Here is a 26,780-nt window from a genome sequence, read left to right on the forward strand (position 1 = left end):
GGGAGAGACCCCCATGTCCGCAGCCGATCGCGTGCGCGATGCCGAACTCACCAAGGGCAACTGGTCGTACTGGGCGGTGACCCACCCGGCTCTGGTGCTGTTCATGATCCTGGCGCTGACTGCCGGCGGCCTGTTCGCCTACTTCCGGCTGGGCCGGGCGGAAGATCCCTCCTTCACCATCAAGGTGGCGGTCATCACGGCGATCTGGCCGGGCGCGACGGCGCGCGAAATGCAGGACCAGGTGGCCGAACGGATCGAGAAGAAGCTGCAGGAACTGCCCTGGTTCGAACGCATCCAGACCTATACCAAGCCGGGCTTCACGGCGATGCAGCTGGTGTTCCGCGACAATACGCCGGCGCGCGACGTGCCGACCCTGTTCTACCAGACGCGCAAGAAGCTCGACGATCTGCGGGCCGACCTGCCCGCCGGCCTGATCGGCCCCAATGTCAACGACGAATATGGCGACGTCGATTCCGTCCTGTTCACTCTGACGGGCGAGGGTGCCGACTATGCCGAGCTGAAGCGCATCGCCGAGCGCTTCAAGAGCCGGCTCCTGCGCGTGCCCAACGTCACCAAGGTCAATCTCTACGGTACGCAGGACGAGCGGATCTTCGTCGAGTTCAGCCATGCCAAGCTCGCGACCCTCGGCGTGCCGGCCTCGGCCATCTTCGAAAGCCTGCAGCGCCAGAACGCCGTGGTGCCCGCCGGCACCATCGACACCGGCTCGGCGCGCGTGCCGCTGCGCGTCACCGGTGCGCTCGACGGTGTCGCGGCGGTGGCCGCAACGCCCGTCGACGTCAACGGCCGGACCTTTCGGCTCGGCGACATCGCGACCATCACGCGCGGCTTCGTCGATCCGCCGACCTATCTCGTCCGCCAGGAGGGCCAGGCGGCGGTGCTGGTCGGCGTCGTCATGCAGAAGGGTGCCAATATCACCACGCTCGGCCACGACCTCGCCCAGGCGCGCGAAGAGTTCCGGCGCGACATTCCTGTCGGCGTCGAGCTCGGCCAGATCGCCGACCAGCCGCAGGTGGTCGAGCACGCGGTGTCCGAATTCGCCCGCTCGTTCATCGAGGCGCTGGCGATCGTGCTGCTGGTCAGCTTCCTGTCGCTCGGCTGGCGCACCGGCATCGTCGTCGCGCTGTCGGTGCCGCTCGTGCTGGTCGTGGTGTTCATCGCCATGTTCGCCCTCGGCGTCGACCTGCACCGGATCTCGCTCGGCGCTCTGATCATCGCCCTCGGCCTGCTCGTCGACGATGCGATCATCGCGGTCGAGATGATGGTGGTGAAGATGGAGCAGGGCTGGGACCGCCTGTCGGCGGCGGCCTTCGCCTGGACCTCCACGGCGTTTCCCATGCTGACCGGCACGCTCGTCACCGCCATCGGCTTCCTGCCCGTCGGGCTCGCCAATTCGGCGGTCGGCGAATATGCCGGCGGCATCTTCTGGGTGGTCGGCCTGTCGCTGATCGTCTCCTGGTTCGTCGCGGTGATCTTCACGCCCTATCTCGGCGCCAAGCTGCTGCCGGACTTCCAGAAGCTGGAGGAGCGCAAATATCAGCGCGCCGTGGCGCGGGCGGAAAAGCGCGGCAAGCCGCTGCCGCCGCGGCCGGACCATTCCGATCCGCATGCGATCTACGAGACGCCGACCTATCAGGTTTTGCGCCGGCTGGTCGGCTGGTCGGTCGACCACAAGTTCTTTGTGGTTGCGACGACGCTCGTCACCTTCGCGGTCGCCGTGGTCGCCTTCGGCCGCGTGCAGCAGCAGTTCTTCCCGATCTCGGAACGGCCCGAGCTGTTCCTGGAAATGCGCCTGCCGCAGGGCACCGCGATCACCGCCTCGCTCGAAACCGCGAAGCGGGCCGAGCAGATGCTGAAGGGCGATGCCGACATCGCCACCTACACGACCTATGTCGGCCAGGGCAGCCCGCGCTTCTGGCTCGGCCTCAACCCGCAGCTGCCGGACGAATCCTTCGCCCAGATCGTGATCATCGCCAAGAACCTCGAAGCCCGCGAACGCATCAAGGCACGGATCGAGGCGGAGGTCGCGGCCGGCAAGCTGTCGGAGGCGCGGGTGCGCGTCGACCGCTTCAATTTCGGTCCGCCGGTCGGCTTCCCCGTGCAGTTCCGGGTGATCGGCACCGAGCCGCAAGCGGTGCGCGACATGGCCATCAAGGTGCGCGACGTCATGCGTGCCAACGCCAATGTCCGCGACCCGCATCTCGACTGGAACGAGCAGTCGCCCTCGGTCAAGCTGGTGGTCGACCAGGACCGTGCCCGGGCGCTCGGCCTCAACGTTCAGGACGTCGCGCAGACGCTGCAGACGCTGCTCTCGGGCGTCACCGTCACCAGCGTGCGCGACCGCACCGAACGGGTCGACATCGTCGCCCGGGCGGTCGCGCCGGAGCGGGTCGATCTCAGCCGCATCGGCGACCTCACCATCATCGCCCGCGGCGGCGTGCCGGTGCCGCTCGCGCAGGTGGCGCGGATCGAGTTCCGCGAGGAGGATCCGATCCTCTGGCGACGCAACCGCGACTTGACCATGACGGTCCGGGCCGACGTGCGAGACGGCATCCAGCCGCCGGTGGTCAGCGGCCAGGTGAAGGCCGCGCTCGGCGAACTCATCGCCTCGCTGCCGGCCGGCATGCGCATCGAGGAGGGCGGAGCCATCGAGGAATCGGCCAAGGCCAACAGCTCGATCTTCATCCTGTTCCCGGTCATGTTCCTCGCCATGCTCAGCGTGCTGATGCTGCAGCTCCAGTCGTTCTCGCGGCTGTTCCTGGTGTTCTCGACCGCCCCGCTCGGCCTGATCGGCGCCTCCTTCGCGCTCAACCTGACCGGCGCGCCGTTCGGCTTCGTCGCGCTGCTCGGCCTGATCGCGCTTGCCGGCATGATCATGCGCAACACGGTCATCCTGGTGCAGCAGATCGACGAGGACCAGGCCAACGGCTATTCGCTGCACGACGCCATCATCGAGGCGACGGTACGCCGGTCGCGGCCGGTGGTGCTGACCGCGCTCGCCGCCATCCTGGCGATGATCCCGCTGGCGCGGTCGCTGTTCTTCGGGCCGATGGCGATCACCATTGCCGGCGGCCTGTTCGGGGCGACGGTCCTAACGCTGCTGTTCCTGCCGGCGCTCTACGCCGTCTGGTTCCGCGTCAAGCCGGCGCACCGGTCCGACGAGCCGGCCGCCGCCGCGCCTGCGGTGCCGGCTCTGCCGCTCGCCGCCGAATAAGGGCGGCGGGCGGCAACGGACCTGGAAGCCGGTCAAGGCGCGAAGATCAGGAACACGTAGGTCGCGAACAGCACGAGGTGGACGACGCCGGGCAGGATGTTGGTGCGGCCGCCGCCATAGGTGACGAGGCTGACCGCGAAGGTGAGCAGCAGCACCACCATGTCGCGGTTGTCGAGGCCGAGGCCGAGCGGCTGCTTGAGCACGATGGACACGGCACAGACCGCCGGAATGGTCAGGCCGATCGTGGCGAGCGACGAGCCCAGCGCCAGGTTCAGGCTCTTCTGCAGCTCGTTGTTCTTGGCCGCGCGCACGGCGGCGATGCCTTCCGGCATCAGCACCAGCAGCGCGACCAGCAGGCCGACCGCACCGATCGGCGCGCCGATCAGATTGACGGCGAGCTTGACCGAATTGGCGAAGTTCTTGGCCAGCAGGACGACGCCGACCAGCGCCAGGATCAGCAGCACGACGCTGGCCAGGACCTCGCGATTGCCGGGCACATGGGCGTTCTCGTCCGGTGTCGAGACGCCGGAATCGGACAGGAAATAATCCCGGTGCCGGACGGTCTGGACATAAAGGAACACGCCGTAGAGCACGAGCGTGGCGATGGCGGCATAGATGAGCTGTGACAGGTTGTAGAAGGGGCCCGGCACGCTGGTCGTATAGTTCGGCAGGATCATCGTCAGGGTGGCGAGCGGCATCAGCACGACCAGATAGGAGCTGGCGCCGGGCAGCCGGAAGCCCTGTTCGCCGTAGCGCAGGCCGCCGAGAATGATGCAGATGCCGACGATGCCGTTGCACACCACCATGACCACGGCGAGCACCGTGTCGCGCGCTAGCATCGGGCTTTCCTCGCCGGCCAGCATGATCGAGACGATCAGGGCAACCTCGATGATCGTCACCGCCAGCGTCAGCACCAGCGTTCCGTAGGGCTCGCCGGTCCTGTGGGCGACGACGTCGGCATGGTGGATGGCGGCGAACACGGCCGCGACCAGAACGGCGAATTCGACGAGCGGCCAGATGAGGCCGCTGCCCGGCACGGAGGCGATCGCGCCGGGGGCGACGAGCCCGACAAGTGCGACCGCGACGGCGAGAAGAGGCGTTGTGACGGATTTCGGGCGCCGGCCGGCGGTCATGCGGAACCTGTTCATGGCTTGTGACGGGAAGGATGGTGCCGTCACAGTGCGGATGTTGCGGCCAGCGTTCAACCCGTCCGTCGCGTGGAAAGGCACCTGGCGGTACGATTTTCCGCCGCGGCTGGCGCGGCGGACACGAAGGCGTTAGCTTCGCGCGCTGGGGGCGCAGGATGGAAAGGTGGCGCCATGGCATGGGCCGGACTGTGGGGACGCGCGGCGGCGCTGATGTTGCTGGCGGCGCCGGCGATGGCCGATCCGGCCGCCGATGTGGCGGCCGCGCGCGCCTGGGACGTTCTCGGTACATGGCGGCTCGATTGCGCGGGGCCGGCCAGCGCGCGCAACGGCAGCCTGACCTATGCTGTCCGCAATGGCCGGCTGGTCCATCCGCGCGATTTCGGCGACAGCCAGGACGAATTGAAGGTCGTCTCGGCCCGGATCCTGCCGAGCGGCCTGTTCGAATTCGTCATCGAGCTGCCACGCGGCCGGCAGCAGCGCCGGTTCACCCTGATGAAGGCCGAGGACGGCCGGGTACGCGTCATCGACAATGTCGAGGTCGGCACCGACAATTATTCCATCCGCGACGGCGCGCTGGTGGCGACCGGCAAGCCGAGCCTCTGGCAGACGCGCTGCGAGCGCGATGCCGGCAGCTGAGGCCGGCGCCGCCTGCGACCCCGGCCTCGAGCGTCATGCGACGGTTTCGAACTCGGCCCTGACGGCCGCGATATCGGCAAGGCTCGGCAGGCTCGCCTCGTTGCCGAGCCGCTGCACCGAATGGGCCGAGGCGGCGCGCGCGAAGCGGAAATGCGCGTCCCAGCTCGCCTCGGGATAGGCAAGGTAGGAGGCGACATAGGCGCCGTGGAAGATGTCGCCGGCGCCATTGGTGTCAATCACCCGCTCGGCCGGAACGGGCAGCGCCGGCAGGTCGTGCTTCGCACCCTTGTCGTCGATCCAGACGAGGCCGCGCTCGCCGAGCGTCACCGCGCCGATCCGGCAGCCGCGGGCATGGAGATAGTCGAGCATTTCGGCCGGGGTCAGCTCCATCTGCTCGCACAACCGTTCGGCGACGACGGCGAAGTCGATGAATTCGAGGAGCTCACGGGTGTTGGCCCTCAGCCCGCCGCCGTCGAGCGAGGTTGGAATGCCCGCCTCGCGGCAGGCCTTGGCATAGGCGATCGCCGCGTCGGCCTGATGGCCGTCGAGATGCAGGATGCGGCAGCCGCGCAGGTTGAGCGTCGGGAAGGGGTGCAGGTAGTCGTCGTCGCGGGCGCGCAGGATCGCGCGCTTGCCGTCATTGGGAATGACGAAGGACAGCGACGAGCGCCTGACCGGGCGCGGATGGACGAAGACGCCGTAGCGCACCGCCATGTCCGAGAACATCCGCCCGAGCCAGTCATTGGCGAGCGAGGTCATCAGGTCGGGCGCGACGCCGAGCTTGGCGGTCGCGAAGGCCGCGGTCACCGCATTGCCGCCGAAGGACACGGCATAGTCGCGGGCGACGGCCTTGTCGTCCCCGGTCGGGATCGCGTCGGCGATCAGCGTCACGTCGATATAGGTCTGTCCGATGAAAAGCGCGTCCACGATGTCTCTCGATCTCTGCCAGAAAGCGCGGCGGACAGTGGCGCAGAAGGATGGCGAGGCCAAGGTCGAACCGGTCGCCGCTCCGTTCGGCGCAGGGGCGCCCGCGCGTATCGCAATGAAACCGTCGATGCATTAGCCGGGTTCCACGGCCGCGTCGCCGCCGGGCTGCCGGCGGATGTCCAATGCCGGCCTGCCGCGGCGTGAACCCGGGGCGAGGTCAGCGGGCGAGCCAGCCGCCGTCGACCGGAAGCACGGCGCCGTGGACATAGCTCGCGGCGTCAGAAGCGAGGAACACGGCGGCGCCGCCGAGCTCGCTCGGCTCGCCCCATTTGCCGGCGGGAATGCGCGCCAGGATCTGGGCGTTGCGCTCCGGATCGGCGCGCAGGGCGGCCGTGTTGTTGGTGACGAAATAGCCGGGGGCGATCGCGTTCACATTGATGCCCCTGGCAGCCCATTCGCAGGCGAGCAGCCGGGTGAGGCCGGCAAGTCCGCTTTTCGACGCCGTGTAGGAGGGGATGCGGATGCCGCCCTGGAACGACAGCATCGAGGCGATGTTGATGATCCGGCCGCGGCGTCTCTCGGCCACCATGCGGCGCGCCACCGCCTGGGACAGGAAGAACACCGCCTTCAGGTTGACGTTCATGACCGCGTCCCAGTCGGCCTCGGTGAAGTCCAGCGCGTCGGCGCGCCTGATGATGCCGGCATTGTTGACGAGGATGTCGATCGGACCGGCTTCGGTGGAGGCCGCCTCGACCAGCGGCTCGATGGCCTCCATCCGCGCGAGGTCGGCCGTGACGGCAAGGAAGCGCCGGCCGAGCGCGGTCACCGCGGTTTCGGTTTCGGCCATGGCCGAGCGGCCGGCGCCGACAATGTCGGCGCCGGCGGCGGCGAGCGCGATGGCGATCGCCTGGCCGAGCCCGGTATTGGCGCCCGTCACCAGGGCGCGGCGGCCGGCGAGCGAAAAATGGACCGGATTGGTCATCAGCGCAGCTCCGCCATGGCGACCATGTCCATGTCGGCGAAATCCTGGTTGTCGCCGCCCATGGCCCAGATGAAGGAATAGGCGGCCGTGCCGCAGCCGGAATGGATCGACCAGCCGGGCGAGAGGATCGCCTGCTCGTTGGCGACGACCAGATGGCGCGTCTCGGCGGGCTCGCCCATCAGATGGAACACCCGCGCGTCCGGAGCCAGATCGAAATAGAGATAGGCCTCGCAGCGTCGGTCATGGACATGGCTCGGCATGGTGTTCCAGACATTGCCGGGCTTCAGGCTCGTCAGACCCATGACGAGCTGACAGGAGGCGACGCGGCCGGGAATGATATATTGGCGCAGGGTGCGGCTATTGGCCTGTTCCTGGCTGCCGAGCTCGACCGCATTGGCCTCTTCCTCGCGTACCAGAACGGTCTTGTGGCGGGCGTGGGCCGGCGTGCTCAGCAGATAGAACTTAGCCGGCTTTTCCGCGTCGAAGCTCTCGAAGGCGACCTCGCGCGTGCCCATGGCGACATAGAGCATGTCGCGCGGCTCGAGCCGGTGCGGCTCGCCTTCGCAGATGACACGGCCGGCGCCGCCGACATTGCAGATGCCGAGCTCGCGACGGGCCAGAAAGGTGTCCGAGCCGATGGCCTTTGGCGTCGGCAGCATGAGCGGGGCATGAAGCGGGGTGGCTCCGCCGATCACCAGGCGGTCGGTGTGCCAATAGACGAGCTCGACCCGGCCGGGCTGGAACAGGTCTTCGACGAGGAAATGCCGGCGCAGCGCCGCGGTGTCGAAGGCGGCGGCCGCTTCGGGGTGGCTGGCCTGGCGAATGGCGATTGTCATCGATTGCCCTCCATGCGGATGATGTGACGGTCAGGGAAAAAGAATCGGCGTCGGGCCGGACGTCCTCCGGCATGGCGGCGCGGCCGCGGCGCGTTGGCGTCGCCCGTGCGCGGCTCCTGCAGATTCCGGCGCCTGCGTGTGGCGGTCCGGCCGATGACCGTGACGGGCTGCACCGGAGCGGTGGCGGTCGATGGCGGTAACCGGCGCGAGAGCATCATGTCCTCCCGGATCGGCCTCGCCTCGCCGTTTCGATCCGGCGGTCCCGCGCTTTGCCGAGTGACAGGCGAAGGCCTTGTTTGCTAGTCTAGTATTCACTTGTATGGAAGTTCAAGCCCGGGACTGATGATGCTCGAACGCGCCGTTACCCCGCCCGCTTCGACCCGCGCCGCCGAAAGCGCGGCATCGCGGGTGGAGCGCGAATTGCGCGCGCAGATCATCGATCTGTCGATCAGGCCCGGCGAGCGCCTGTCGGAAACAGAGATTGGCGAGCGCTTTCGGGTCTCGCGCCAACCGGTGCGCGAAGCCTTCATCGCATTGACCCGTGCCGGCCTGCTGGACGTCCAGCCGCAGCGCGGCACGGTGGTGGTGAAACTGTCGGTCCAGCGCATGCTGGATGCGCGCTTCATTCGCGAGGCGCTGGAAGTTGCCATCGTCAGGCGCGCCTGCGAGCGGTTCGACGGCCATTACCTCGTCCGGGCGCGCGCGCTGATCGAGGCTCAGGCCAAGGCGGCGGAGGCCGGCGACCATAGCGCCTTCCAGCGGCTCGACACGCTGTTCCATGTCACCCTGGCCGAGGGTGCAGGCTGCCGGGCGGCCTGGGCGGCCATCGAGGAGCAGAAGGCGCATATGGACCGGATCTGCGCGCTGACCCTGCACGGCGCGGACACGATGGAGCCGCTCGTCGCGCAGCACCGCGCGATCCTGAATGCGGTGGAGGCGGGCGACGCCGCAACCGCCGTCGATGCGATGAGCCGCCACCTGAACGAGATCCTCAAGGCGGCGGCCGGGGTCGAGCTCAGCTATGCCGACCTGTTCGAGTGATGCCGCCGCGGGTCAGCCTTCCCCGGCAAGGGCGCGCTGCAGCCGGCGCAGGATGATGCGGCGCGACCGGTCGTCGGCCGCCTTGTCGAGCGCGGCGTGGAGCTCGGCAAGAAAGGCTGCGGTGTCGTTGTGCCAGTCGAGGCCGGCGACATGGTCGGGCTCGATGCGCCGGGGCGCCGCCGGCGTGACGATCCGGGCGAAGCCGGCGCCGATCTCCAGCGTGTCGTCGAGATGGGGGACCAGCACGCGCTCGGGAGCCACGATGGCCTCGCCGACCGCCGGCGCGAAAGCGTCGAGCGCCCGTTCCTCCGCGTGAACCAGCATGACGCCGCCGCGCACCGGCCTGCGGGCGAGGAGCCAGTCGAGCACTTCGGTCCGGTCGGCATGACCCGAATAGGCGTCGATCATGCGGATGGTGGCCTGCACCTTCACGGCCTCGCCGCGGATGCGCACGGACCTGGCGCCGTCGAGCAGCAGGCGGCCGAGGGTTCCCTCGGCCTGATAGCCGACCATCAGCACGGTCGTCGACGGCCGCCAGAGATGGTTGGTGAGGTGATGCCGGATGCGGCCGGCATCGGCCATGCCGCTGGCTGCGATGATGATGTGGAAGCCGCGCAGCCGTTCGAGCGACCGGCTCTGGTCGGCCGATTCCGTGAACCGGACCAGCGGCGAATTGGTCAGCCGTTCCAGGCCGGCATTGTCCTCGAGCTCGCCGGCATGGGTTTCGAAGATCTCGGTCGCCTTGATGGCGAGCGGGGAGTCCACGAAGATCGGCGCTTCCGGCACCTCGCCGGCGGCCATGGAGGCGAGCAGGTCGGCGAGGATCTCCTGGGTCCGCTCCACCGCAAAGCAGGGGATCAGCAGCGGGCCGCCGCGCCGGGCCGCCGCCGTCACCTCGGCGGCGAGCACGTGGCGGCGGCTGTCCACCGTGGTCGCCGGCCGGTCGCGATCGCCATAGGTCGCTTCGCAGACGACGAGGTCGAGATCGGTCGGTCCGTCCGGATCGGGGTGGAACAGCTTGGCATCGGGGCCGAGGTCGCCCGACATCAGCACCCGAACGGGCGCTGCTTCCGCGGTCTCGCCGGGGAATTCGAGCTCGATCGAGGCCGAGCCGAGAATGTGGCCGGCATTCCAGTAGCGCGCGCGGATGCCGTCGCCGAGCGGCAGCCATTTGCCGTAGTCGACGGCGCGGAACTGCTGCAGGCAGGCCACCGCGTCGACCGCGGTATAGATCGGCTCGACCCTGGGCTCGCCCTTGCGACTGCGGCGGCGGTTGAGCTGCTCGACCTCCATTTCCTGGATATGCCCGGAATCCGGCAGCATGATCGAGCAGAGGTCGACGGTCGCGCGGGTGGCATGGATCGGCCCGCGATAGCCCGCCTTGGTCAGCTTCGGTAGGAGCCCGGAATGGTCGATATGGGCATGGGTCAGCAGCACGGCGTCGACGTCGCCGGGCCGGAACGGAAAGGCGCGATAGTTCAGCTCCTTGATCGTCTTGGTGCCCTGGAACATGCCGCAGTCGACCATGATTCGCCGGCCGCGGGCCTCGAACAGATAGGACGAGCCGGTCACCACCCGGGCGGCTCCCAGGACATGCAGGCGGATCGACATCGGACCGGCTCCTTCAGGCAGGGTTCTGATCGGGCTGCGGCGCGATGCCGTCGGCCGCGGCGATGAGGTCCCAGATGGCCTGGGGGGTGTCGGCATAACGGAACAGGCCGAGCTCCTCGCGCGTGATCATGCCGGCTTCGACGATCGCCTCGAAATTGAAGACGGAGCGCCAATAGGCCTCGTCGAACAGCACGACCGGGATGAGGCGCATCTTGGTGGTCTGCATCAGGGCCAGCACCTCGAACAGCTCGTCGAAGGTCCCGAAACCACCGGGGAACGCAATCAGCGCGTTGGCGCGCATGGCCAGATGCATCTTGCGCATCGCGAAATAGTGAAACAGGAACGTCAGTTCCGGCGTCGAATAGGCGTTCGGCTCCTGCTCGTGCGGCAGGCGGATGTTGAAGCCGATCGAGGGGGCGCCGGCATCGGCGGCGCCGCGGTTGGCCGCCTCCATCAGGCCCGGGCCGCCGCCGGTGGCGATGACGTTGTCGCGAACGCCTTCGTGAGCGGTCAGGGCCCCGCCATTGACGGAAGCGAGCCGGCCGAATTCGCGCGCCGCGGCATACCAATGGGCATGCCGGCCCGGCCCGTCCTCGCGCACGCGGGCGCTGCCGAACACGACGATGGTCGAGCGCACGGCCCAGCGCCTGAGCACCTGGTCGGCCTTCTCGTATTCGAGCAGGAAGCGGACGCCGCGCTGCTGCTCGGCCAGCAGGAAGTCCTGATCGAGCGCCGGCAGGCGATAGGACGGCGAGGCGAGCTGGTCGGCATTGGCGGCGGGATCATGCATGTCATGCGGTCTCGATGGTCGATCGAGCCGCCATGCTAGCCCGGATCGCCGGTACCCGCCATAGCCGGCTATCCGTCAAGCGGCTGATGAAAAACGAGAAAACGCCCATCCTGCCCATATCGCCGGTTGCAAAACGGATCACTTTTCCGTGGCGCCGCGGTCTCGCTCCCGTCAATCGGCGGCTCTGCCATGCGTCCCGCCGGCACTGGCTTCGCCGGCCGCAATATGCGAACCATGCCGCCCCATCGCGCGCCGCTTTCTGCGCGGGCCGTCCCGCGGCCGGCGGGCTCCGGAACGTCCGATCCGGCGCGGCGCGTGCCAATTGAAGAGAGGCGACGCCATGACCACCGTATTTCGCAATTTCATCGCGGGCGAGTTCGTCGCCGCCGAAAAGGCCGCGCCCAATCTGAACCCGTCCAACACGGCCGATGTGATCGGCGAGTATGCACAAGGGTCGGTCGAGGACCTGAAGGCGGCGGTCGCGGCCGCGAAGGCGGCCTTTCCGGCCTGGAGCCGGTCGACCCCGCAGGAGCGCTACGAGGTCCTGAAAAAGGCTTCGGACGAGGTGCTTGCGCGCAAGGACGAGCTCGGGCGGCTGCTGTCGCGCGAGGAAGGCAAGACGCTGGCCGAGGGCATCGGCGAGGCCACGCGCGCCGGCCAGATCCTCGCCTTCTTCGCCGGCGAAGCGGTGAGGCTCAACGGCGAGCTGGTCAATTCGGTCCGCCCCGGCGTTGGCATCGAGGTGACGCGTGAACCGGTCGGCGTCGTCGGCCTGATCACGCCCTGGAACTTCCCGATCGCCATTCCGGCCTGGAAGCTCGCCCCGGCGCTCGCCTATGGCAATACCGTGGTGATCAAGCCGGCCGACCTCGTACCCGGTTCGGCCTGGGCGCTGGTCGACATCCTCAACCGCGCCGGTCTGCCGAAGGGCGTGCTGAACCTCGTCATGGGCCGCGGCTCGGTGGTCGGCCAGGCCATGCTGGAACATCCCGACGTCGCCGCCATTTCGTTCACCGGCTCGGTCGCGACCGGCCGGCGCGTCGCGGCGGCCTGCGTGGCGGCAACGCCAATGAAGAAGGTGCAGCTCGAAATGGGCGGCAAGAACCCGCTCGTCGTGCTGGACGATGCCGATCTCGCGGTGGCCGTCGAATGCGCCGCCAACGGCTCCTATTTCTCCACCGGCCAGCGCTGCACCGCCTCCTCGCGGCTGATCGTCACCGAGGGCATTCACGACCGCTTCGTCGATGCGCTGACCGAGCGGCTGAAGGGTCTCGTGGTGGACGACGCCCTCAAGGCCGGCACCCATATCGGCCCGGTGGTCGACGAGAGCCAGCTCGGCCAGGACGAGAAATACATCGCCATCGGCCGCGACGAAGGCGCCAAGCTGCACTGGGGCGGCGAGCGGCTGAACCGCGATACGCCGGGCTTCTATCTGCAGCCGGCCCTGTTCACCGGCGTCTCGAACGACATGCGCATTGCCCGCGAGGAGATCTTCGGACCGGTTGCCGCGGTCCTGCGCGTGAAGAGCTACGATGAGGCGCTGGCGGTGGCCAATGACACCGATTTCGGCCTTGCCTCCGGCATCTGCACCACCTCGCTGAAGCATGCGACGCATTTCAAGCGCAATTCGGATGCCGGCATGGTGATGGTCAATCTGCCGACGGCCGGCGTCGACTATCATGTGCCGTTCGGCGGCCGGAAGGGATCGAGCTACGGTCCGCGCGAACAGGGGGCCTATGCCCGCGAGTTCTACACGACCGTCAAGACCAGCTACACGCTGGCCTGAGCCGGTTTTCTACCGCCCCGGGCCTCGCATCGGCGCCCGGGGCGTCGCCATTGCCATCGCATCGCCGATGGCGAGAGACCGGCGGAACCGGAGAGGATGGGGATCGTCTTCCGGCGCCGTTCAGAAACAGGACGGCCTCTGCCGTGGTTGGGGCGCCGCGGACGGCTGGCGCCCCGGGGCCGGCGGCTCGCCTTTAGCTCGCCTGGCCGCGCACCTGTTCGAGGGGCACGACATTGTTGGGCTTGCGGATATCCGGCACGAGGTCGGCGACCAGGGCGCGCACCACCTCGTCGTCGCCCTGCTGGGCCGCGCTCGCGAGCTCGGCAATGATCGCGTGCAGCCGCGGCAGCGGGATCGACTGCGACTCGGCGGCCACGATGCCGCGCACGCCGATATCGAATTGCGGCTCGCGCTCCTCGAAGAGGAACTCGGCCATGCGCTCGCCCGGGCGCTTGCCGGTATAGACGATCTGCATGCTGCGCTCGGGCTCGAAGCCGGCCAGCCGGATCATCCGCCGCGCGAGATCGTCGATGCGCACCGGCTGCCCCATATTGAGCACCAGCACGGCCGACTGGCAGGCCGCGCCAGGGGTGGTGGTCACGCGGGCGGCGGTCCACAGCAGGTCCGTCGCCTCGCGCTTGGTCATGAAATAGCGCACCATCGCCGGGTCGGTGACGGTCACCGGGCCGCCGGCCTCGATCTGGGCACGAAAGCGCGGCACCACCGAACCGGCCGTGCCGAGAACGTTGCCGAAACGCACGGCGACGAGCCGGGTGGCGCTGTGTACATGGCCGCCGACCAGGGTCGGCGCCGCGTCGATCGACTGGGTGTAGAGCTCGGCAATCCGCTTGGTGGCGCCGAGGATCGAAGCCGGCTTGGTCGCCTTGTCGGTGGAGATCAGCACGAAGACGCTGGCGCCGGCGGCGATCGCGGCGTCGGCGGTATTGACGGTGCCGAGCACGTTGGTCCGGACCGCCTCGGCAACCTCGCGCTCAAGATGCGGCACGTGTTTCAGGGCGGCCGCGTGGAACACCACGTCAGGCTTGAACGCCGTGATCAGGTCGGCGATGCGCGCCCGGTCGCGGATGTCGCAGAGCCGGCCCTTCACCGCCTTGGCCTTGCCTTCCAGGGTCAGCTCGGCGCGTTCCAGCACGGCATGGAGGGCCGCCTCGGAATGCTCGATCACCAGCACTTCGGCGGCACCGATCTCGGCGCTGCGCAGCACGAGTTCCGAGCCGATGGAACCGCCGCCGCCGGTGACCACGACACGCTTGTCGCGCACATAGGCCTTCAGCGGCTCCTCGTCGACCTCGACCAGCGGCCGGATCAGCAGGTCGTCGTCAATGACGGCATGCAGCTTGGCCGGGCGGCTCATATCGGTGGAATGGGCGATGTCGAGGCGAATCGTCGGAATGCCGAGACGGCGGAACAGCCCGATCACCTCCTCGATCTGGTGGACATCCCGCAGCGCTTCCGGCCCGATCAGCGCGCGCTGGATGGCGATGCCCCGTTCGGTCGCGTCGCGGACGATGCTCTCGACGCTGTCGATGAAGCCGAGCACCGGGACGCCGCGCACGACCTGGCGCGTCTCGTGCGGGATCGTGCTGATGATGCCGAAGACCCGGATGGGGCCGGCAACGCCCGCCTCGGCGAGCTTGACGATGCCTTCCGCGTCGGAGGTCCGCCCGATCACCACGGCGCCGAGCAGGTCGGCGCTGGCGACGCTGGCGCGGCGCCAGTTGCGGAAGGCGCGGTAGGCGACGCGCGGGCCGCCGAGCAGGATGATCTGCACGCACCAGTAGATCGCCAGCGTCCGGCCGCCGAAGAACTTGCCGGCCTCGATATAGCGTGGCGAAATCATGTAGTCGGCGACGAGCAGCGCGGCGGTCAGCAGCGAAACGGCCTTGACGATGCCGAACAGGTCGAACAGCGAGGCGAAGCGCCAGCGCGAGGCATAAAGCGAGCAGCTGTAGTAGACGAGCAGCGCGAAGGCGGCAAAGCCGAGGCCGCCGACGATCTCGATCTTGCGTCCGAAACCCGAAATATAGGGTTCGCCGCGCAGCGAAACGGCGAGCGCCAGAGCCAGGAAGGTCACGCCGAAATCGTGCAGCGCAACCAGGTAGGTCTTGAGCGGGATCTGTTTCAAAGGGCTGTTCGCGGCGCTGTATGTTGATCGGATCGACGGTATCGAGACCTGACCCGTAATTATGGCGGCTGAATGGACAGTCTGTACGACAAACCATCGTTTCCCCGGCCGGTCAAGCCGGTGGACACCCCTATGCCGTAGCGTCAGAGGTTATTTCGCGCTTCGCCCGAAACGGCCGTGCGGCCGCCAGCGGGCGAGCGCGGCGGGCTCTATCCGTGGCCGGCGCGCAGGGCACCGATCAGCGAGCGTTCGAGGGTGGAGGCGACCTGGGCCTGCGAAGCCTTTTCGGCAAATTCCATCAGCATGCGGCCAGGCAGGCGCGGCGCGAGCGAGGAGACGAGGTGAATGAGCTCCTCGAGCGTCGCGGCAAAATGTTCCTTGAGGTCGTCGGCCATGCGCGGCTCGCGGTTCATGCGGTCGGCGAGCTCCTGCGCCACCATGCGCGCCGCCTCGTCCAGCCCCGTGCCGGTCACAATGACGCTGTTAACACAAAGCCGGACGAAGTAGGGAAGGCAGCGTTCGACTTCTTCTGAGATGGTCGGCATGGAATGGCGCCCGAATGGTCAGGTCGGAAACAGCAGCGAGAGTCGTGGTTGCGAAGTCCGCTTGTATGCGATGTCCGGCTCCGGGCGACGTTCGAGATCAATCTGTTGGTCATGGCCGCCGGATCTGGAATGCGCCGTCGTCCGGAGGCCGGAAGGCAGGCGAATGGCAGGTCCGGCCATGAGCGTCTTGTCTCACTCGGCGGACATAAAGGCAAGAAACATGGCGCGTAGATGGCCCGTTGAGGACTGCCCACCGCTCGCCTGTGGACGGGATGGCGCCGCCGGCTTCGGCCGCGGAGGGCGCCCGTGACCCGGCCGCGCATTCTGTTCGTCATCAACGAGGACTGGTTCTTCCAGTCGCATTTCCTGCCTTGGGCGATCGCCGCGCGTGATGCCGGTTTCGAGGCCGTGCTGCACGCCGCGCGCGGGCCGGCGGCGGAGCGGATCGAGGCCGAGGGGATCAAGGTCGTGGCGGCCAAGGCGGCGCGCGCCGGCCTGGTGCCGAAGAACCTCATGCCGGCCGCACGCCAGGTGATGGGGCTCGTCGAGCCGGCGCGGCCGACCCTCGTTCATGCCTTCGGGCTGCATGGCATGGCGATCGCCTCGCTCGCGCGCACCATGTCGGGTGCCTTTCCGACCGTCATCAGTGTGACAGGGCTTGGTTTCCTGGCGGCGAGCCGGACGCCGGCGACGCGCTTCGCCTCAGGGGCCCTGGCGCTTGCGGCGCGTTCGGCGCTCGACGGGAACAGGACGGTCTGGCTGACCGAAAACCCCTCCGACGCCATGACGATGGGGCTGAAACGCGCACTTCGGGCCGGCCGTGTCGTTCAGCTGGGTGGCGCCGGTGTCGATATCGGTGCGTTCACCGCCCGGCCGCCCTTGGCGCGGCCGCCGCTGAAGCTCGCCCTGGTCGCCCGGATGATCCGTTCCAAGGGCGTCGATCTCGCGGTTGCGGCGGTGGGTACCCTGAGGGCGGAAGGGCTCGACGTCACGCTGACGCTGGTCGGCGCCGGTGATCCGCTCAATCCACGCGCCTATACGGCGGTGGAGCTTGCCGGTTTTGCCGCGAGCCCGGGCGTGACGGCGCTCGGGGCCCGGCGCGATGTCGCCGCGATCCTGAGGCAGCACCACGCCTTCATCCTGCCCTCCCGCGGCGGCGAGGGGTTGCCCAAGGCGCTGCTGGAAGCGGCGGCCTGTGGCCTGCCGGCCGTCGTCACCGACGTGCCCGGCTGCCGCGAATTCGTCGTCGAGGCGGCGACGGGCACGATCGCCCGGCCCGATGACGTCGCAAGCCTCGCCGAGGCGATCCGGCGGCTTCATGCCGGCGACGTGGACGCGATGGGGCAGGCGGCGCGCGCCCGTGTGAGCGACGGCTATTCGGTCGAGACCGTGACGGCCGCCGTGCTCGGCACCTACCGCACCTTGACAGCGCCGCGAGCCGCCATGTAAGTAACTGGTGAGTTACACAATAAGAGCCCCGCCAGAAGGGCTGATTGGTCACCGGGAGCGATCGACATGGCGGAGCAGGCGTCACAGCCCCAATCCTGGGCAAGGGCCCTGGCACGAGCCTCCTGGCTGCGACCCTTCGCCCTGCTTCTGGTGATGCTCGTCGGCTGGGACCTGGTGATCCGCATCCTGCAGATTCCGCCCTATCTGGTGCCGGCGCCGCTCGAGGTCCTGAAGACCTTCCAGACCGAGGGCGGCATGCTGCTCGTCCAGTCGGTGCCGACCACCATCGCGACCCTCGGCGGGTTCGTCCTGTCGGCCCTGTTCGGCATTCCGACCGCCATGCTGATCGCCGCGTCGCGGCGGGTCGAGGCCTATTTCTATCCGCTTCTGGTATTTTCGCAGTCGATCCCCAAGGTCGCCATCGCGCCGCTCTTCGTCGTCTGGTTCGGCTTCGGGCTGGCGCCCAAGGTGATCACGGCCTTCCTCCTCGGCTTCTTTCCCGTGGTCGTGGCGGGCGTCCAGGGCTTCAAGTCGCTCGATACCGACATGCGCGATCTGGCCCGCTCGATGAAATGCTCGCGCTGGCAGATGTTCACGATGGTCAGTCTGCCCAACGCCCTGCCGGCGATCTTTTCGGGCCTGAAAGTGTCGGTGACGCTGGCGGTGGTCGGCGCGGTGGTGGGCGAGTTCGTCGGCTCCAATTCCGGCATCGGCTTCGTGCTGCAGCGCTCGATCGGCAATTTCGAGCTGCCGACCATGTTCGCGGCCCTGGTGCTGCTCGCCGTGATCGGCGTCATCCTCTTCTGGGCCATCGATGTCCTCGAGCGGCTGGCCTTGCCCTGGCACGCCAGCCGGCGGCAGGAGTTCCAGTTCACATCGTGAGGCCGACAAGGCCGCTCCCATGCAGGGGCGGCCGATCAACGGGAGAATGCCCATGAACGACCGTCATCCGCATCGCCGCCAGTTTCTTGCGGGACTCGCCGCAAGCTCGGTTCTCGCAAGCCCCGCCATCGCCCAGTCGGCGAGGCCGCTGGAGAAGGCGCAGCTGCTGCTCAACTGGTATCTCTACGGCGAGCACGCGCCGTTCTTCTACGGCAAGAAGCTCGGCCTGTTCGCTGCCGAAGGCATCGACCTCGACATCATGGAAGGGCGCGGCTCGGCCGTGACGCTGCAGGCGGTCGCTGCCAAGTCCGCCCTGTTCGGCTATTCCGACATGTCGGCGGTGGTGCGTGGCGCCATCCGCGGCGCTCCGGTCATCTCGACCGGCGTGCTGCTGCAGAAGAACCCGGCCAGCGCCATGGGATTCGCCGACAAGAACATCCGCACGGCCGCCGACCTCAAGGGCAAGACGGTCGCGACCACGCCGGGCGACGCGCTGTCGCAGGTCTGGCCGGCCTTCCTGAAGAAGGCCGGGCTTACCGAAGCCGACGTCAAGATCCTCGCCGGCGATGCCCAGACCAAGCTCAACGCCGTGATCTCGGGGCAGGCGGACGTGCTGCTCGGCTATTCCCATGACCAGTCGATGAAGATCAAGGACGCGACCGGCAAGGCGGTCTTCCCGGTGATGTTCGCCGATTACGGCATCAACTCGGTGGCGACCGGCATCATCGCCCATCGCGACACGCTCTCGGGCAATGCCGATCTCGTGCGCCGGTTCATGAAGGCCGCGACCCTGTCGGCGGAAGCGGCGGAGAAAGCGCCGCAGGCCGCCGCCGAGGCCATGCTGGAGGCCGATCCGAAGGCGGGCAAGAAGGACACGCTCACCGAAGGCTTCACCATCTCGGCCGGGCTCTATCGTCTGTCGCCCGATCAGCGGCCGTTCCAGACCAATGCCAAGGCGGTCGCCGACACGGTCGATATCCTGGTCGAATATGGCGGCGTCGACGCCGCAGCCAAGGGCCGGGTCCAGTCGTTCTTCACGACCGACTTCCTGCCCGGCCGGGCCACCAACTAGGGCCCGTCCGCCGCCGGCATGCGGCCTGCGCGCGATGGCGCGGACCGATGTCGGAGCCGGGACACCGGCGGGGGCAGGCCATGCTCCATCCGTCCTTGCGGGCGGTCGTCGCGCGCGGCGCCTTCGTGCCGTGCGGTGCCGCGGCCGATCGCCATGTCCGAAGACCCGAACCGACCGGATCCGTGCCACGATGACTGCCGCCAAGCTCCGCCTCGTCGATGCGCCCGCCGCCGCCACCGCGTCGCGACCGGCGATCGCCATCAAGGCGCTGACCAAGACCTACCGGACGGCCGATGGCGACGTCCCGAGCCTCACCCCGATCGACCTCGACATTCGCGACGGCGAATTCGTCGCGGTGGTCGGCCCTTCCGGCTGCGGCAAGTCGACCCTTCTGAAGCTGATCGCCGGCCTGATCGCGCCGAGCAGCGGCAGCATCGAGGTCGACGGCAAGCCGGTGGTGGAACCGCCCGACGACGTCGGCATCGTGTTCCAGAGCCCGGTCCTGCTCGCCTGGCGCAGCGTGCTGCGCAACATCATGATGCCGGTCGAGGTCCGCAGGCTCGATCACGCGACGCACCTTGCGCGCGCCCAGGCCCTGATCAAGACCGCAGGGCTCACCGGCTTCGAGGGCAAGTATCCCTGGCAGCTCTCGGGCGGCATGCAGCAGCGCGCCGCCATCTGCAGGGCGCTGGTGCACGATCCGAAGATCGTGCTGATGGACGAGCCTTTCGGCGCGCTCGACGCGCTGACCCGCGAGCGGATGAATCTGCAGCTCCAGCGCATCCATTTCGAGACCAGGAAGACCATCTTCCTGATCACCCACTCCATTCCGGAATCGGTGTTCCTCGCCGACCGGGTGATCGTGATGACCGACCGGCCGGGGGCCATCGCCGCGATCTACGACGTGCCGCTGCCGCGACCGCGTACCCTGGAGATGATGGGCGCTCCGGCCTTCACCGAGCTCGCCCGCCAGGTGCGTTCGCATTTCTACGCGCAGGGACAGATCGACTGACATGTCTGCGCCCCGGCTCACCCTCCACGATATCGAGGCCTTCGAGCGCTGGACGCCGTTTGCCCGGCCGTTCCGTTTCGGCGCGGTGACGGTCGAGGGTGCGAGTCAGGCCTTCGTGCGGCTGGTCGTGGAGGTCGAGGGCCATGGCCGGGCGGTCGGCGCCGCGGCCGAGCTGATGCCGCCGAAATGGTTCGACAAGCGGCCCGAACGCAGCGCTGCGGAGACGGTCGACGACCTCCGCGCGAGCCTCGCCCGGGCGGTGGCGACGGCGTCGGCTGCGGGACGGCCGGACACGGCTTTCGGCCGCCACACCGCCCATTATGAAGCGCAGCGGAACTGGGGACGCGACGCCGGCCTGACCGGGCTTTCGTCGGGCTTCGGCGTTGCCCTGATCGACAAGGCGGTTCTCGACGGCTTTGCGCGGGCACTCGGCACCGGCTTCCTGCCGCTGCTCACGGCCAACGCCGTCGGGCTCGACGCGCGGCTGACGCCCGACCTCGGCGAGGCCGCGATCCGGCAGTGGCTTGCCGGTCTCCGCCCTCGCCGGTCGATCGCGATCCGCCATACGGTCGGCCTCACCGATCCGCTCGAAGGGCCGGGCGGCCTTGCCGCCGAGCTCAGCGGCCAAACGCTGCGCTTCTTCAAGATCAAGCTCGGCGGCGATCCGGCCGTCGATCACGACAGGCTCGCGGCGATCGCGGCGATCCTCGATGCCGGCGGCTTCGCCTATGGCGTCACCGTCGATGCCAACGAGCAATATGGCGCGGAGGGCCTTGCCGAGCTCGCCGCCCGGCTCGAGGCCGATGCGCGGTTGAACCGGCTCCGTGCCGGCCTCCTTCTCGTCGAGCAGCCCTATGACCGGCGCACCACCTTCGCGGCGGCGCTGCAGCCCGATATCGCCGCGCTGACCGTCATCATCGACGAGGCGGACGAGGACTACGACGCCTTCCCGCGCGCGCAGGCGCTGGGCTACCGCGGCGTCTCCTCGAAATCCTGCAAGGGGATCTACAAGGCGCTGCTGAACGGCGCGCGCGTCATGGCCACCAATGCCGGCGACGGCGCTCGCCACGTGCTGTCGGCCGAGGACCTGACCTGCCAGCCCGGGCTCGCCGTGCAGCAGGATACCGCGCTCGTCGCCGCCATGGGGCTCGGCCATGTCGAGCGCAACGGCCATCACTATGTCGACGGCTTCGGGCCGGCGCCTGCCGCTGAGGCCGAAGCCTTCGCTGCCGCCCATCCCGCGCTCTACGACCGCGGCGGCGGCGCCGTCCGGCTCGCCACGGCCACCGGACAACTCGCCACCGCCTCGCTTTTCGAAACCGTCGGCTTCGCCTCCGGAGCGATGCCCGACTGGTCTTCCCTGTCGCATCTGACGATCAGAACCGAAGGACACCCCGCATGACGACGAAGACGCTCGGCCTCGTGATGAACGGGGTCACCGGCCGGATGGGCACCAATCAGCATCTGGTGCGTTCGGTCGCGGCCATCCGCGCCCAGGGCGGCGTGACCCTTTCCGACGGCACGAAGGTGCAGCTCGACCCGATCCTGATCGGCCGCAATGCCGACAAGGTGGCGGCGCTCGCCAAGGCCAATGGGGTGGAACGCTGGGGCACCGATCTCGACGCCGCGATCGCCGATCCGAAGAACCAGATCTTCTTCGATGCCGCCACCACCCAGATGCGCCCGACGCTGCTCGAGAAGGCGATCAACGCCGGCAAGCACATCTATTGCGAAAAGCCGATCTCGACCAATCTGGCCGAGGCGCTGCGGATCTGCCGGCTTGCCCGCGACAAGGGCGTGAAGAACGGCACGGTGCAGGACAAGCTGTTCCTGCCGGGCCTGCAGAAGCTGAAGATGCTGCGCGATTCCGGCTTTTTCGGCCGGATGATCTCGGTGCGCGGCGAGTTCGGCTACTGGGTCTTCGAGGGTGACTGGCAGCCGGCGCAGCGGCCGTCCTGGAACTACCGCGAGGAGGATGGCGGCGGCATGATCCTCGACATGGTCTGCCACTGGCGCTACGTGCTCGACAATCTGTTCGGCCAGGTGCAGGCGGTCTCCTGCCTCGGCGCGACCCATATCCCCGAGCGCGTCGACGAGGCGGGCCAGCGCTACAAGGCCACCGCGGACGATGCCGCCTATGCCACCTTCCAGCTGGAAGGCGGGGTGATCGCCCACATGAACATGTCGTGGGTGACGCGGGTCTATCGCGACGACCTCGTGACCTTCCAGGTCGACGGCACGCTCGGCTCGGCAGTGGCCGGCCTGCACGACTGCATGATCCAGCCCCGCGCCGCCACGCCGCGGCCGGTCTGGAACCCCGACCAGAAGCAGACGATCGACTTCCGCTCGACCTGGCAGAAAATGCCGGACAACACCGTCTTCGACAACGGCTTCAAGGCGCAGTGGGAGATGTTCATCCGCCACGTCGTCGAGGATGCCCCCTACAGCTACACGCTGGTCGAGGGCGCCAAGGGCGTGCAGCTCGTCGAATGTGCCCTCGAGAGCTGGAAGGAGCGCCGCTGGGTCGACGTTCCCAAGCTTTCGATCTGAACCGGATCATCTGACCCCGAACCAGGGAGCCGAGACCATGCTGGACAAGCCCCGCCCGGCTGCATCCGTTCTGCTGCCGACCGCCGATCGCCGGATCGAAAGCTACAGGCTCTCGGCTCCGGCCGAGTTTCCGAGCCGCAGCGCCAAGCCGCTCAACCGGATCGCGCTCGCCGCCGCCCACATGGTCGCCGACCCCCTGGCCGAGGTCGATCCCTGGCTCGGGGTTGCGGTCGACTGGGACCGGACGATGGCCTATCGCGACTATCTCTGGGGGCTCGGCCTCGGGGTCGCCGAAGCGATGGACACGGCGCAGCGCGGCATGGGCCTCGACTGGCCGATGGCGCTCGAGCTGATCAAGCGCTCGGTGAAGGCGGCGAAGGCGACGCCGGGCGCCGTGGTGTTTTCTGGCGCCGGCACCGACCATCTCGATCCGGCGGCGGCCGGCTCGCTCGACGACGTCGTCAAGGCCTACGAAACGCAATTCGAGGCGATCGAGGCGGTGGGCGGTCGCATCATCATGATGGCCTCGCGCGCGCTCGCCCGCCTCGCCAGGGGGCCCGACGACTATGCCCGGGTCTATGACCGGATCCTTGGCCAGGCCGGGGAGCCGGTCATCATCCACTGGCTTGGCGACATGTTCGACCCGGCGCTGGCAGGCTATTGGGGCACCGGCGACCTCGATGCCGCCATGGACACGGCGGTCGGCGTGATCAACGCCAACGCCGCCAAGGTGGACGGCGTCAAGGTGTCTCTGCTCGACAAGGACAAAGAAATCGCCATGCGCCGCCGGCTCGACAGCCGGGTGCTCATGTATACGGGCGACGATTTCAACTATGCCGAACTGATCGCCGGTGACGAGCAGGGCTATTCCCATGCGCTGCTGGGCATTTTCGACGCCATCGCGCCGGCGGCGGCGGGCGCGCTGGCGGCGCTTGCAGAGGACGACCTGAAGGCCTTCCACGCGATTTTCGCGCCGACCGTGCCGCTGTCGCGCCACATCTTCAAGGCGCCGACCCGCTTCTACAAGACGGGCGTCGTGTTCGTCGCCTATCTCAATGGCCACCAGGACCATTTCACCATGGTCGGCGGCCAGGAGAGCACGCGCTCGACGCTGCATCTCGCCGAGCTGTTCCGTCTCGCCGACAAGGCCGGCATCCTGACCGATCCGGAGCGGGCGGCAGCCCGCATGGCCAGCGTCATGGCCACTCGCGGCATCGGCGCCTGAGGTCCCGATGCGCGACTTCAGCAGGGACCATCGCGCGCTGTCGCTGAACACGGCGACGGTGCGCAAGCAGGGCGATCTCGTCGCCATCATCGAGGCGGCGGCGCGGCATGGCATAACCGCGATCGCGCCCTGGCGCGACCAGGTCGCCGCGGTCGGGCTCGACCGGGCGGTCCGGGCCGCCCGCGATGCCGGTCTCGCCTTTTCCGGCTACTGCCGGGGCGGCATGTTCCCGGCCGATGCGGCGCATGCCGAGGCGGCGCGCGACGACAATCGCCGGGCGGTCGACGAGGCCAAGGCCTTCGGCGCGCCGTGCCTGGTGCTGGTCGTCGGCGGCCTGCCGCAGTTCTCGCGTCCCGGCTCGGCGGCCTCGAAGGATATCGGCGCTGCCCGCCGGCAGGTCGAGGACGGTATCGGTGAGTTGCTCGACCATGCCAGGGACGTCGGCATGCCGCTCGCCATCGAGCCGCTGCATCCGATGTATGCGGCGGACCGCGCCTGCGTGAACACGCTCGCCCAGGCGCTCGACATCTGCGATGCGCTCGATCCCGGCCGGAGCGGCATGCTCGGCGTCGCGGCCGACGTCTATCACATCTGGTGGGACCCGAACCTCTATCCGGACATCAAGCGGGCGGGCCGCGAGCGCCTGCTCGCCTTCCATGTCTGCGACTGGCTGGTGCCGACGCGCGATCTCCTCACCGACCGCGGCATGATGGGCGACGGCGTCATCGACATCCGGTCGATCCGCGCCGCCGTGGAGGCCGAAGGCTTCGACGGCTTTTCGGAGGTCGAGATCTTTTCCGAGCTCGACTGGTGGCAGCGCCCGATGGACGAGGTGCTGAAGACCTGTATCGAAAGGCACAAGACCGTGGTCTAGGCAGTCGACCAGCCGTGCCGGATCTTGCATGACAGGGCCTGCTGGCCCTGTCGGCGTTTCGGGGCAGGGTCCGTGGCCGCCCCGCCCCCGCTGTTCGACGAGCGCGGCAGTGCACCGAGAGGCGCTTCACAGAGCGATCAGGCCTTCACGCCGTTCATCACGAACTCGACGACATGGGCGCGGCGGGCGGCGATGACGTCGGGTCTTTCGAAGTCGGTGTCGAAGATCACCGAGAGCGTATAGATGTTGGAGAAGAAGAAGTAGCAGACGCCGGTAATGGTGATCCACAGCTGCAGCGCGTCGAGGCCGGGACGGATCGTGCCCTTGGCGACACCGGCCTTCAGGACCGCGTCGATCGCGGCGATGATCGGCGAGTTCATCGTGTTCACGCGACTCGACTTCTTCAGCACCTTGGCGCGCTGGCGGTTCTCGGTCGCCAGAAGGTTGATGAAGGTGCGGTCGCGGACGAAACTGTCGAAGGTGAATTCGACGAAGCGGGCGAGCGCCTCGAGCGGCTCGAGCCGTTCGAGGTCGAGCTTGTGCTCGGCGGATCGGGCCTGGTGGTAGACCGCTTCCAGAACCGCCAGATAGAGCTGCTCCTTGGACGAAAAATAATGATAGATCATGCGCTTGTTGATGCGCGCACGATCCGCGATATCGTCCGTCTTGGCGCCCTCGAAACCCTTGTTGGCAAATTCACGAGTGGCGACGTTGAGGATGCGGGCCCGGGTGCCGGCGCTGTCGCGCTTGCGCACGGGCCTGATCGTCTCGGCCTCGGCCCGCGCCGGGGCATCGGGCTTCAGCTCATCCTCGTGCATGGGTGTTTCGCCCTTCTTGGTCTTGTCGGCGCGACGCGACAGGGACGGGTCGTCCGCTGCGATTCGACCATGAAGGCAGACTGCCATGGGGCGCCGTCGGCGTCATGCCTTGCCTGTGAACGGCGCGCGCCGGCGCCAAGCCCGGCCAAAGGCCGGAAACCGAAACGAGGCTCCGGCCGCGATGCAAGCCCCCCAGCCCGCACCGCGGCCGGTCTCCCGCCGTTATTCCACCTTGATATTCGCGTCGCGGATGATCTGGCCCCATTTGGCCACATCCGCGGCGTGGGTGGCGCGTAGCGCCTGAGGCGTACGCTGGGCGGGAGGAGGCGGTTCGGCGCCGAGCTGCAGGAAGCTGCGCAGCGCCGCAGGATCGTCGATCGCTTTCTGGATCGCCGCATTGAGGGCCGACACGATCTCCGCCGGCGTTCCCTTGGGCGCGAAGATCGAGTTCCATACCACCATCTCGACGCCGGGCAGGCCGGCCTCGGCTGCGGTCGGGACGTTGGGCAGGACGGGCGAGCGGGTCGGCGCGAGCACGGCGAGCGGCTTCACCGCGCCGGCCTGGACCTGTGCCATCAGGCTGGTGACCTGGTCGCACATGTAGCCGATCTGGCCGGCGACCAGATCCTGCAGTGCCGGGCCGGTGCCGCGGTAGGGCACGAGGGTCGGGTTGACACCGACGCGGTTGTTGTAGAGCACGCAGGCCAGGTGCGAGGTCGAGCCGACGCCGGCATTGCCGTTGTTGACGCCCTGGGCGTTGGCCTTCAGGTGGCCGGAGAAATCCGTCAGGGTCGCGCCGGGGCTGCGGTTCGAGGCGACCAGCATGATCGGTGCGGATGCGACGATGCCGACAGGCTCGAAATCGGTGAGCGGATCGAAGCTGAGGCGAGGGTAGAGCGCCGGGCTGAAGCTCATCGTGCTCATCGGCCCCATCAGCAGGGTGTAGCCGTCGGGCGCCGCCCGGGCGACCCGCGCCGCACCCGTCGTGCCGGCCGCGCCCGCGACGTTCTCGATCACCACCTGCTGGCCGAGCGTCTGCGACATGCGCTCGGCGACGATGCGCGCGACGATGTCGGTCGGCCCACCCGGCGCGAATGGCACGACCATGGTGATCGGGCGGTTCGGATAGGTTTGCGCCCGGCTTTCGCCCGGGGCAGCGGCCAGAACGGTTGCGACGGCAGCGGCGAGCGCCAGCCTGATCATGCTCACGGGAATTCC

The 26,780-nt window shown here is 68.3% G+C and carries 22 protein-coding genes; 12 read left to right on the forward strand and 10 right to left on the reverse strand.

All coding sequences use genetic code 11. The features are described from left to right. Positions 1-13: 13 nt before the first annotated feature. Positions 14-3,232: an efflux RND transporter permease subunit gene (locus OZ671_RS13605; RefSeq protein WP_268861246.1), complete on the forward strand. Its 3,219-nt coding sequence runs from the start codon at positions 14-16 to the stop codon at positions 3,230-3,232. A 32-nt stretch (positions 3,233-3,264) separates the two neighbouring features. On the opposite strand, the gene OZ671_RS13610 is transcribed toward OZ671_RS13605, so the two are convergent. Continuing rightward, entirely contained in the window at positions 3,265-4,365 is a 1,101-nt protein-coding gene (locus OZ671_RS13610) for a calcium:proton antiporter (protein ID WP_268861247.1), read from the reverse strand. Between the two features lie 186 nt (positions 4,366-4,551). On the opposite strand from OZ671_RS13610, the gene OZ671_RS13615 reads away from it, so the two are divergent. Beyond that, positions 4,552-5,016 (forward strand): hypothetical protein, encoded by a 465-nt coding sequence (locus OZ671_RS13615; protein WP_268861248.1) that lies wholly within the window; start codon positions 4,552-4,554, stop codon positions 5,014-5,016. A gap of 33 nt (positions 5,017-5,049) precedes the next feature. On the opposite strand, the gene OZ671_RS13620 is transcribed toward OZ671_RS13615, so the two are convergent. The 3 genes from OZ671_RS13620 to kduI all read right to left on the reverse strand — a co-directional run bounded on the left by OZ671_RS13620 (position 5,050) and on the right by kduI (position 7,761). Continuing rightward, positions 5,050-5,943: a PfkB family carbohydrate kinase gene (locus OZ671_RS13620; protein ID WP_268861249.1), complete on the reverse strand. Its 894-nt coding sequence runs from the start codon at positions 5,941-5,943 to the stop codon at positions 5,050-5,052. Between the two features lie 217 nt (positions 5,944-6,160). After that, on the reverse strand, positions 6,161-6,925 hold the full coding sequence (gene kduD / locus OZ671_RS13625) for a 2-dehydro-3-deoxy-D-gluconate 5-dehydrogenase KduD (protein ID WP_268861250.1): 765 nt from the start codon (positions 6,923-6,925) through the stop codon (positions 6,161-6,163). Further along, positions 6,925-7,761 carry a 5-dehydro-4-deoxy-D-glucuronate isomerase gene (gene kduI / locus OZ671_RS13630; RefSeq protein ID WP_268861251.1) on the reverse strand — a complete coding sequence of 279 codons (837 nt, stop codon included), beginning with the start codon at positions 7,759-7,761 and terminating at the stop codon, positions 6,925-6,927. The genes kduD and kduI overlap by 1 nt, the downstream gene beginning before the upstream one ends. 342 nt (positions 7,762-8,103) lie before the next feature. Here kduI and OZ671_RS13635 point away from each other — a divergent pair, with 342 nt between their 5' ends. Next, positions 8,104-8,802: a GntR family transcriptional regulator gene (locus OZ671_RS13635; protein ID WP_268861252.1), complete on the forward strand. Its 699-nt coding sequence runs from the start codon at positions 8,104-8,106 to the stop codon at positions 8,800-8,802. A gap of 12 nt (positions 8,803-8,814) precedes the next feature. Here OZ671_RS13635 and OZ671_RS13640 read toward each other — a convergent pair whose 3' ends face one another. Beyond that, positions 8,815-10,413 carry an MBL fold metallo-hydrolase gene (locus OZ671_RS13640; RefSeq protein ID WP_268861253.1) on the reverse strand — a complete coding sequence of 533 codons (1,599 nt, stop codon included), beginning with the start codon at positions 10,411-10,413 and terminating at the stop codon, positions 8,815-8,817. A 13-nt stretch (positions 10,414-10,426) separates the two neighbouring features. After that, positions 10,427-11,203: a TIGR00730 family Rossman fold protein gene (locus OZ671_RS13645; RefSeq protein ID WP_268861254.1), complete on the reverse strand. Its 777-nt coding sequence runs from the start codon at positions 11,201-11,203 to the stop codon at positions 10,427-10,429. 340 nt (positions 11,204-11,543) lie between these two features. On the opposite strand from OZ671_RS13645, the gene OZ671_RS13650 reads away from it, so the two are divergent. After that, entirely contained in the window at positions 11,544-12,989 is a 1,446-nt protein-coding gene (locus OZ671_RS13650; protein ID WP_268861255.1) for an aldehyde dehydrogenase family protein, read from the forward strand. 193 nt (positions 12,990-13,182) lie between these two features. On the opposite strand, the gene OZ671_RS13655 is transcribed toward OZ671_RS13650, so the two are convergent. After that, positions 13,183-15,135 (reverse strand): SDR family NAD(P)-dependent oxidoreductase, encoded by a 1,953-nt coding sequence (locus OZ671_RS13655; RefSeq protein ID WP_268861256.1) that lies wholly within the window; start codon positions 15,133-15,135, stop codon positions 13,183-13,185. A gap of 209 nt (positions 15,136-15,344) precedes the next feature. Next, on the reverse strand, positions 15,345-15,680 hold the full coding sequence (locus OZ671_RS13660; RefSeq protein ID WP_268861257.1) for a hypothetical protein: 336 nt from the start codon (positions 15,678-15,680) through the stop codon (positions 15,345-15,347). Positions 15,681-15,986: 306 nt separating this feature from the next. On the opposite strand from OZ671_RS13660, the gene OZ671_RS13665 reads away from it, so the two are divergent. From OZ671_RS13665 to OZ671_RS13700, 8 genes are all read left to right on the forward strand, one after another. After that, the gene (locus tag OZ671_RS13665) at positions 15,987-17,129 is read left to right on the forward strand and encodes a glycosyltransferase (protein ID WP_268861258.1); all 1,143 of its coding nucleotides are present in this window, start codon (positions 15,987-15,989) and stop codon (positions 17,127-17,129) included. A 66-nt stretch (positions 17,130-17,195) separates the two neighbouring features. Next, the gene (locus OZ671_RS13670; protein WP_268861259.1) at positions 17,196-18,011 is read left to right on the forward strand and encodes an ABC transporter permease; all 816 of its coding nucleotides are present in this window, start codon (positions 17,196-17,198) and stop codon (positions 18,009-18,011) included. 52 nt (positions 18,012-18,063) lie between these two features. Continuing rightward, entirely contained in the window at positions 18,064-19,083 is a 1,020-nt protein-coding gene (locus OZ671_RS13675) for an ABC transporter substrate-binding protein (protein WP_268861260.1), read from the forward strand. 190 nt (positions 19,084-19,273) lie between these two features. Continuing rightward, positions 19,274-20,095, forward strand: coding sequence for an ABC transporter ATP-binding protein (locus tag OZ671_RS13680; RefSeq protein WP_268861261.1), 822 nt, complete (start codon positions 19,274-19,276; stop codon positions 20,093-20,095). A 1-nt stretch (position 20,096) separates the two neighbouring features. Then, positions 20,097-21,497 (forward strand): enolase, encoded by a 1,401-nt coding sequence (locus tag OZ671_RS13685; RefSeq protein ID WP_268861262.1) that lies wholly within the window; start codon positions 20,097-20,099, stop codon positions 21,495-21,497. After that, positions 21,494-22,645 (forward strand): Gfo/Idh/MocA family protein, encoded by a 1,152-nt coding sequence (locus tag OZ671_RS13690; RefSeq protein WP_268861263.1) that lies wholly within the window; start codon positions 21,494-21,496, stop codon positions 22,643-22,645. Before OZ671_RS13685 ends, OZ671_RS13690 begins: the two co-directional genes overlap by 4 nt. Positions 22,646-22,682: 37 nt before the next feature. Beyond that, on the forward strand, positions 22,683-23,870 hold the full coding sequence (locus tag OZ671_RS13695) for a dihydrodipicolinate synthase family protein (protein WP_268861264.1): 1,188 nt from the start codon (positions 22,683-22,685) through the stop codon (positions 23,868-23,870). Positions 23,871-23,877: 7 nt separating this feature from the next. After that, entirely contained in the window at positions 23,878-24,744 is an 867-nt protein-coding gene (locus OZ671_RS13700; protein ID WP_268861265.1) for a sugar phosphate isomerase/epimerase family protein, read from the forward strand. A gap of 137 nt (positions 24,745-24,881) precedes the next feature. On the opposite strand, the gene OZ671_RS13705 is transcribed toward OZ671_RS13700, so the two are convergent. Continuing rightward, positions 24,882-25,562, reverse strand: a complete 681-nt coding sequence (locus tag OZ671_RS13705; RefSeq protein WP_268861266.1) for a TetR/AcrR family transcriptional regulator — start codon at positions 25,560-25,562, stop codon at positions 24,882-24,884. Positions 25,563-25,784: 222 nt separating this feature from the next. After that, positions 25,785-26,765 (reverse strand): Bug family tripartite tricarboxylate transporter substrate binding protein, encoded by a 981-nt coding sequence (locus OZ671_RS13710; RefSeq protein WP_268861320.1) that lies wholly within the window; start codon positions 26,763-26,765, stop codon positions 25,785-25,787. Positions 26,766-26,780: the final 15 nt, after the last annotated feature.

It is taken from the genome of Phreatobacter sp. AB_2022a (genome assembly GCF_026847585.1).
Classification (GTDB): domain Bacteria; phylum Pseudomonadota; class Alphaproteobacteria; order Rhizobiales; family Phreatobacteraceae; genus Phreatobacter.

Coding starts and splice junctions, on each gene's coding strand:
- OZ671_RS13640 (WP_268861253.1), bottom strand. CDS start 10,413: ATGTCGATCCGCCTGCATGTCCTGGGAGCCGCCCGGGTGGTGACCGGC.
- OZ671_RS13650 (WP_268861255.1), top strand. CDS start 11,544: ATGACCACCGTATTTCGCAATTTCATCGCGGGCGAGTTCGTCGCCGCC.
- OZ671_RS13705 (WP_268861266.1), bottom strand. CDS start 25,562: ATGCACGAGGATGAGCTGAAGCCCGATGCCCCGGCGCGGGCCGAGGCC.
- OZ671_RS13660 (WP_268861257.1), bottom strand. CDS start 15,680: ATGCCGACCATCTCAGAAGAAGTCGAACGCTGCCTTCCCTACTTCGTC.
- OZ671_RS13680 (WP_268861261.1), top strand. CDS start 19,274: ATGACTGCCGCCAAGCTCCGCCTCGTCGATGCGCCCGCCGCCGCCACC.
- OZ671_RS13615 (WP_268861248.1), top strand. CDS start 4,552: ATGGCATGGGCCGGACTGTGGGGACGCGCGGCGGCGCTGATGTTGCTG.
- OZ671_RS13700 (WP_268861265.1), top strand. CDS start 23,878: ATGCGCGACTTCAGCAGGGACCATCGCGCGCTGTCGCTGAACACGGCG.
- OZ671_RS13670 (WP_268861259.1), top strand. CDS start 17,196: ATGGCGGAGCAGGCGTCACAGCCCCAATCCTGGGCAAGGGCCCTGGCA.
- kduD (WP_268861250.1), bottom strand. CDS start 6,925: ATGACCAATCCGGTCCATTTTTCGCTCGCCGGCCGCCGCGCCCTGGTG.
- OZ671_RS13610 (WP_268861247.1), bottom strand. CDS start 4,365: ATGACCGCCGGCCGGCGCCCGAAATCCGTCACAACGCCTCTTCTCGCC.
- OZ671_RS13695 (WP_268861264.1), top strand. CDS start 22,683: ATGCTGGACAAGCCCCGCCCGGCTGCATCCGTTCTGCTGCCGACCGCC.
- kduI (WP_268861251.1), bottom strand. CDS start 7,761: ATGACAATCGCCATTCGCCAGGCCAGCCACCCCGAAGCGGCCGCCGCC.
- OZ671_RS13690 (WP_268861263.1), top strand. CDS start 21,494: ATGACGACGAAGACGCTCGGCCTCGTGATGAACGGGGTCACCGGCCGG.
- OZ671_RS13635 (WP_268861252.1), top strand. CDS start 8,104: ATGATGCTCGAACGCGCCGTTACCCCGCCCGCTTCGACCCGCGCCGCC.
- OZ671_RS13710 (WP_268861320.1), bottom strand. CDS start 26,765: ATGATCAGGCTGGCGCTCGCCGCTGCCGTCGCAACCGTTCTGGCCGCT.
- OZ671_RS13605 (WP_268861246.1), top strand. CDS start 14: ATGTCCGCAGCCGATCGCGTGCGCGATGCCGAACTCACCAAGGGCAAC.
- OZ671_RS13675 (WP_268861260.1), top strand. CDS start 18,064: ATGAACGACCGTCATCCGCATCGCCGCCAGTTTCTTGCGGGACTCGCC.
- OZ671_RS13645 (WP_268861254.1), bottom strand. CDS start 11,203: ATGCATGATCCCGCCGCCAATGCCGACCAGCTCGCCTCGCCGTCCTAT.
- OZ671_RS13685 (WP_268861262.1), top strand. CDS start 20,097: ATGTCTGCGCCCCGGCTCACCCTCCACGATATCGAGGCCTTCGAGCGC.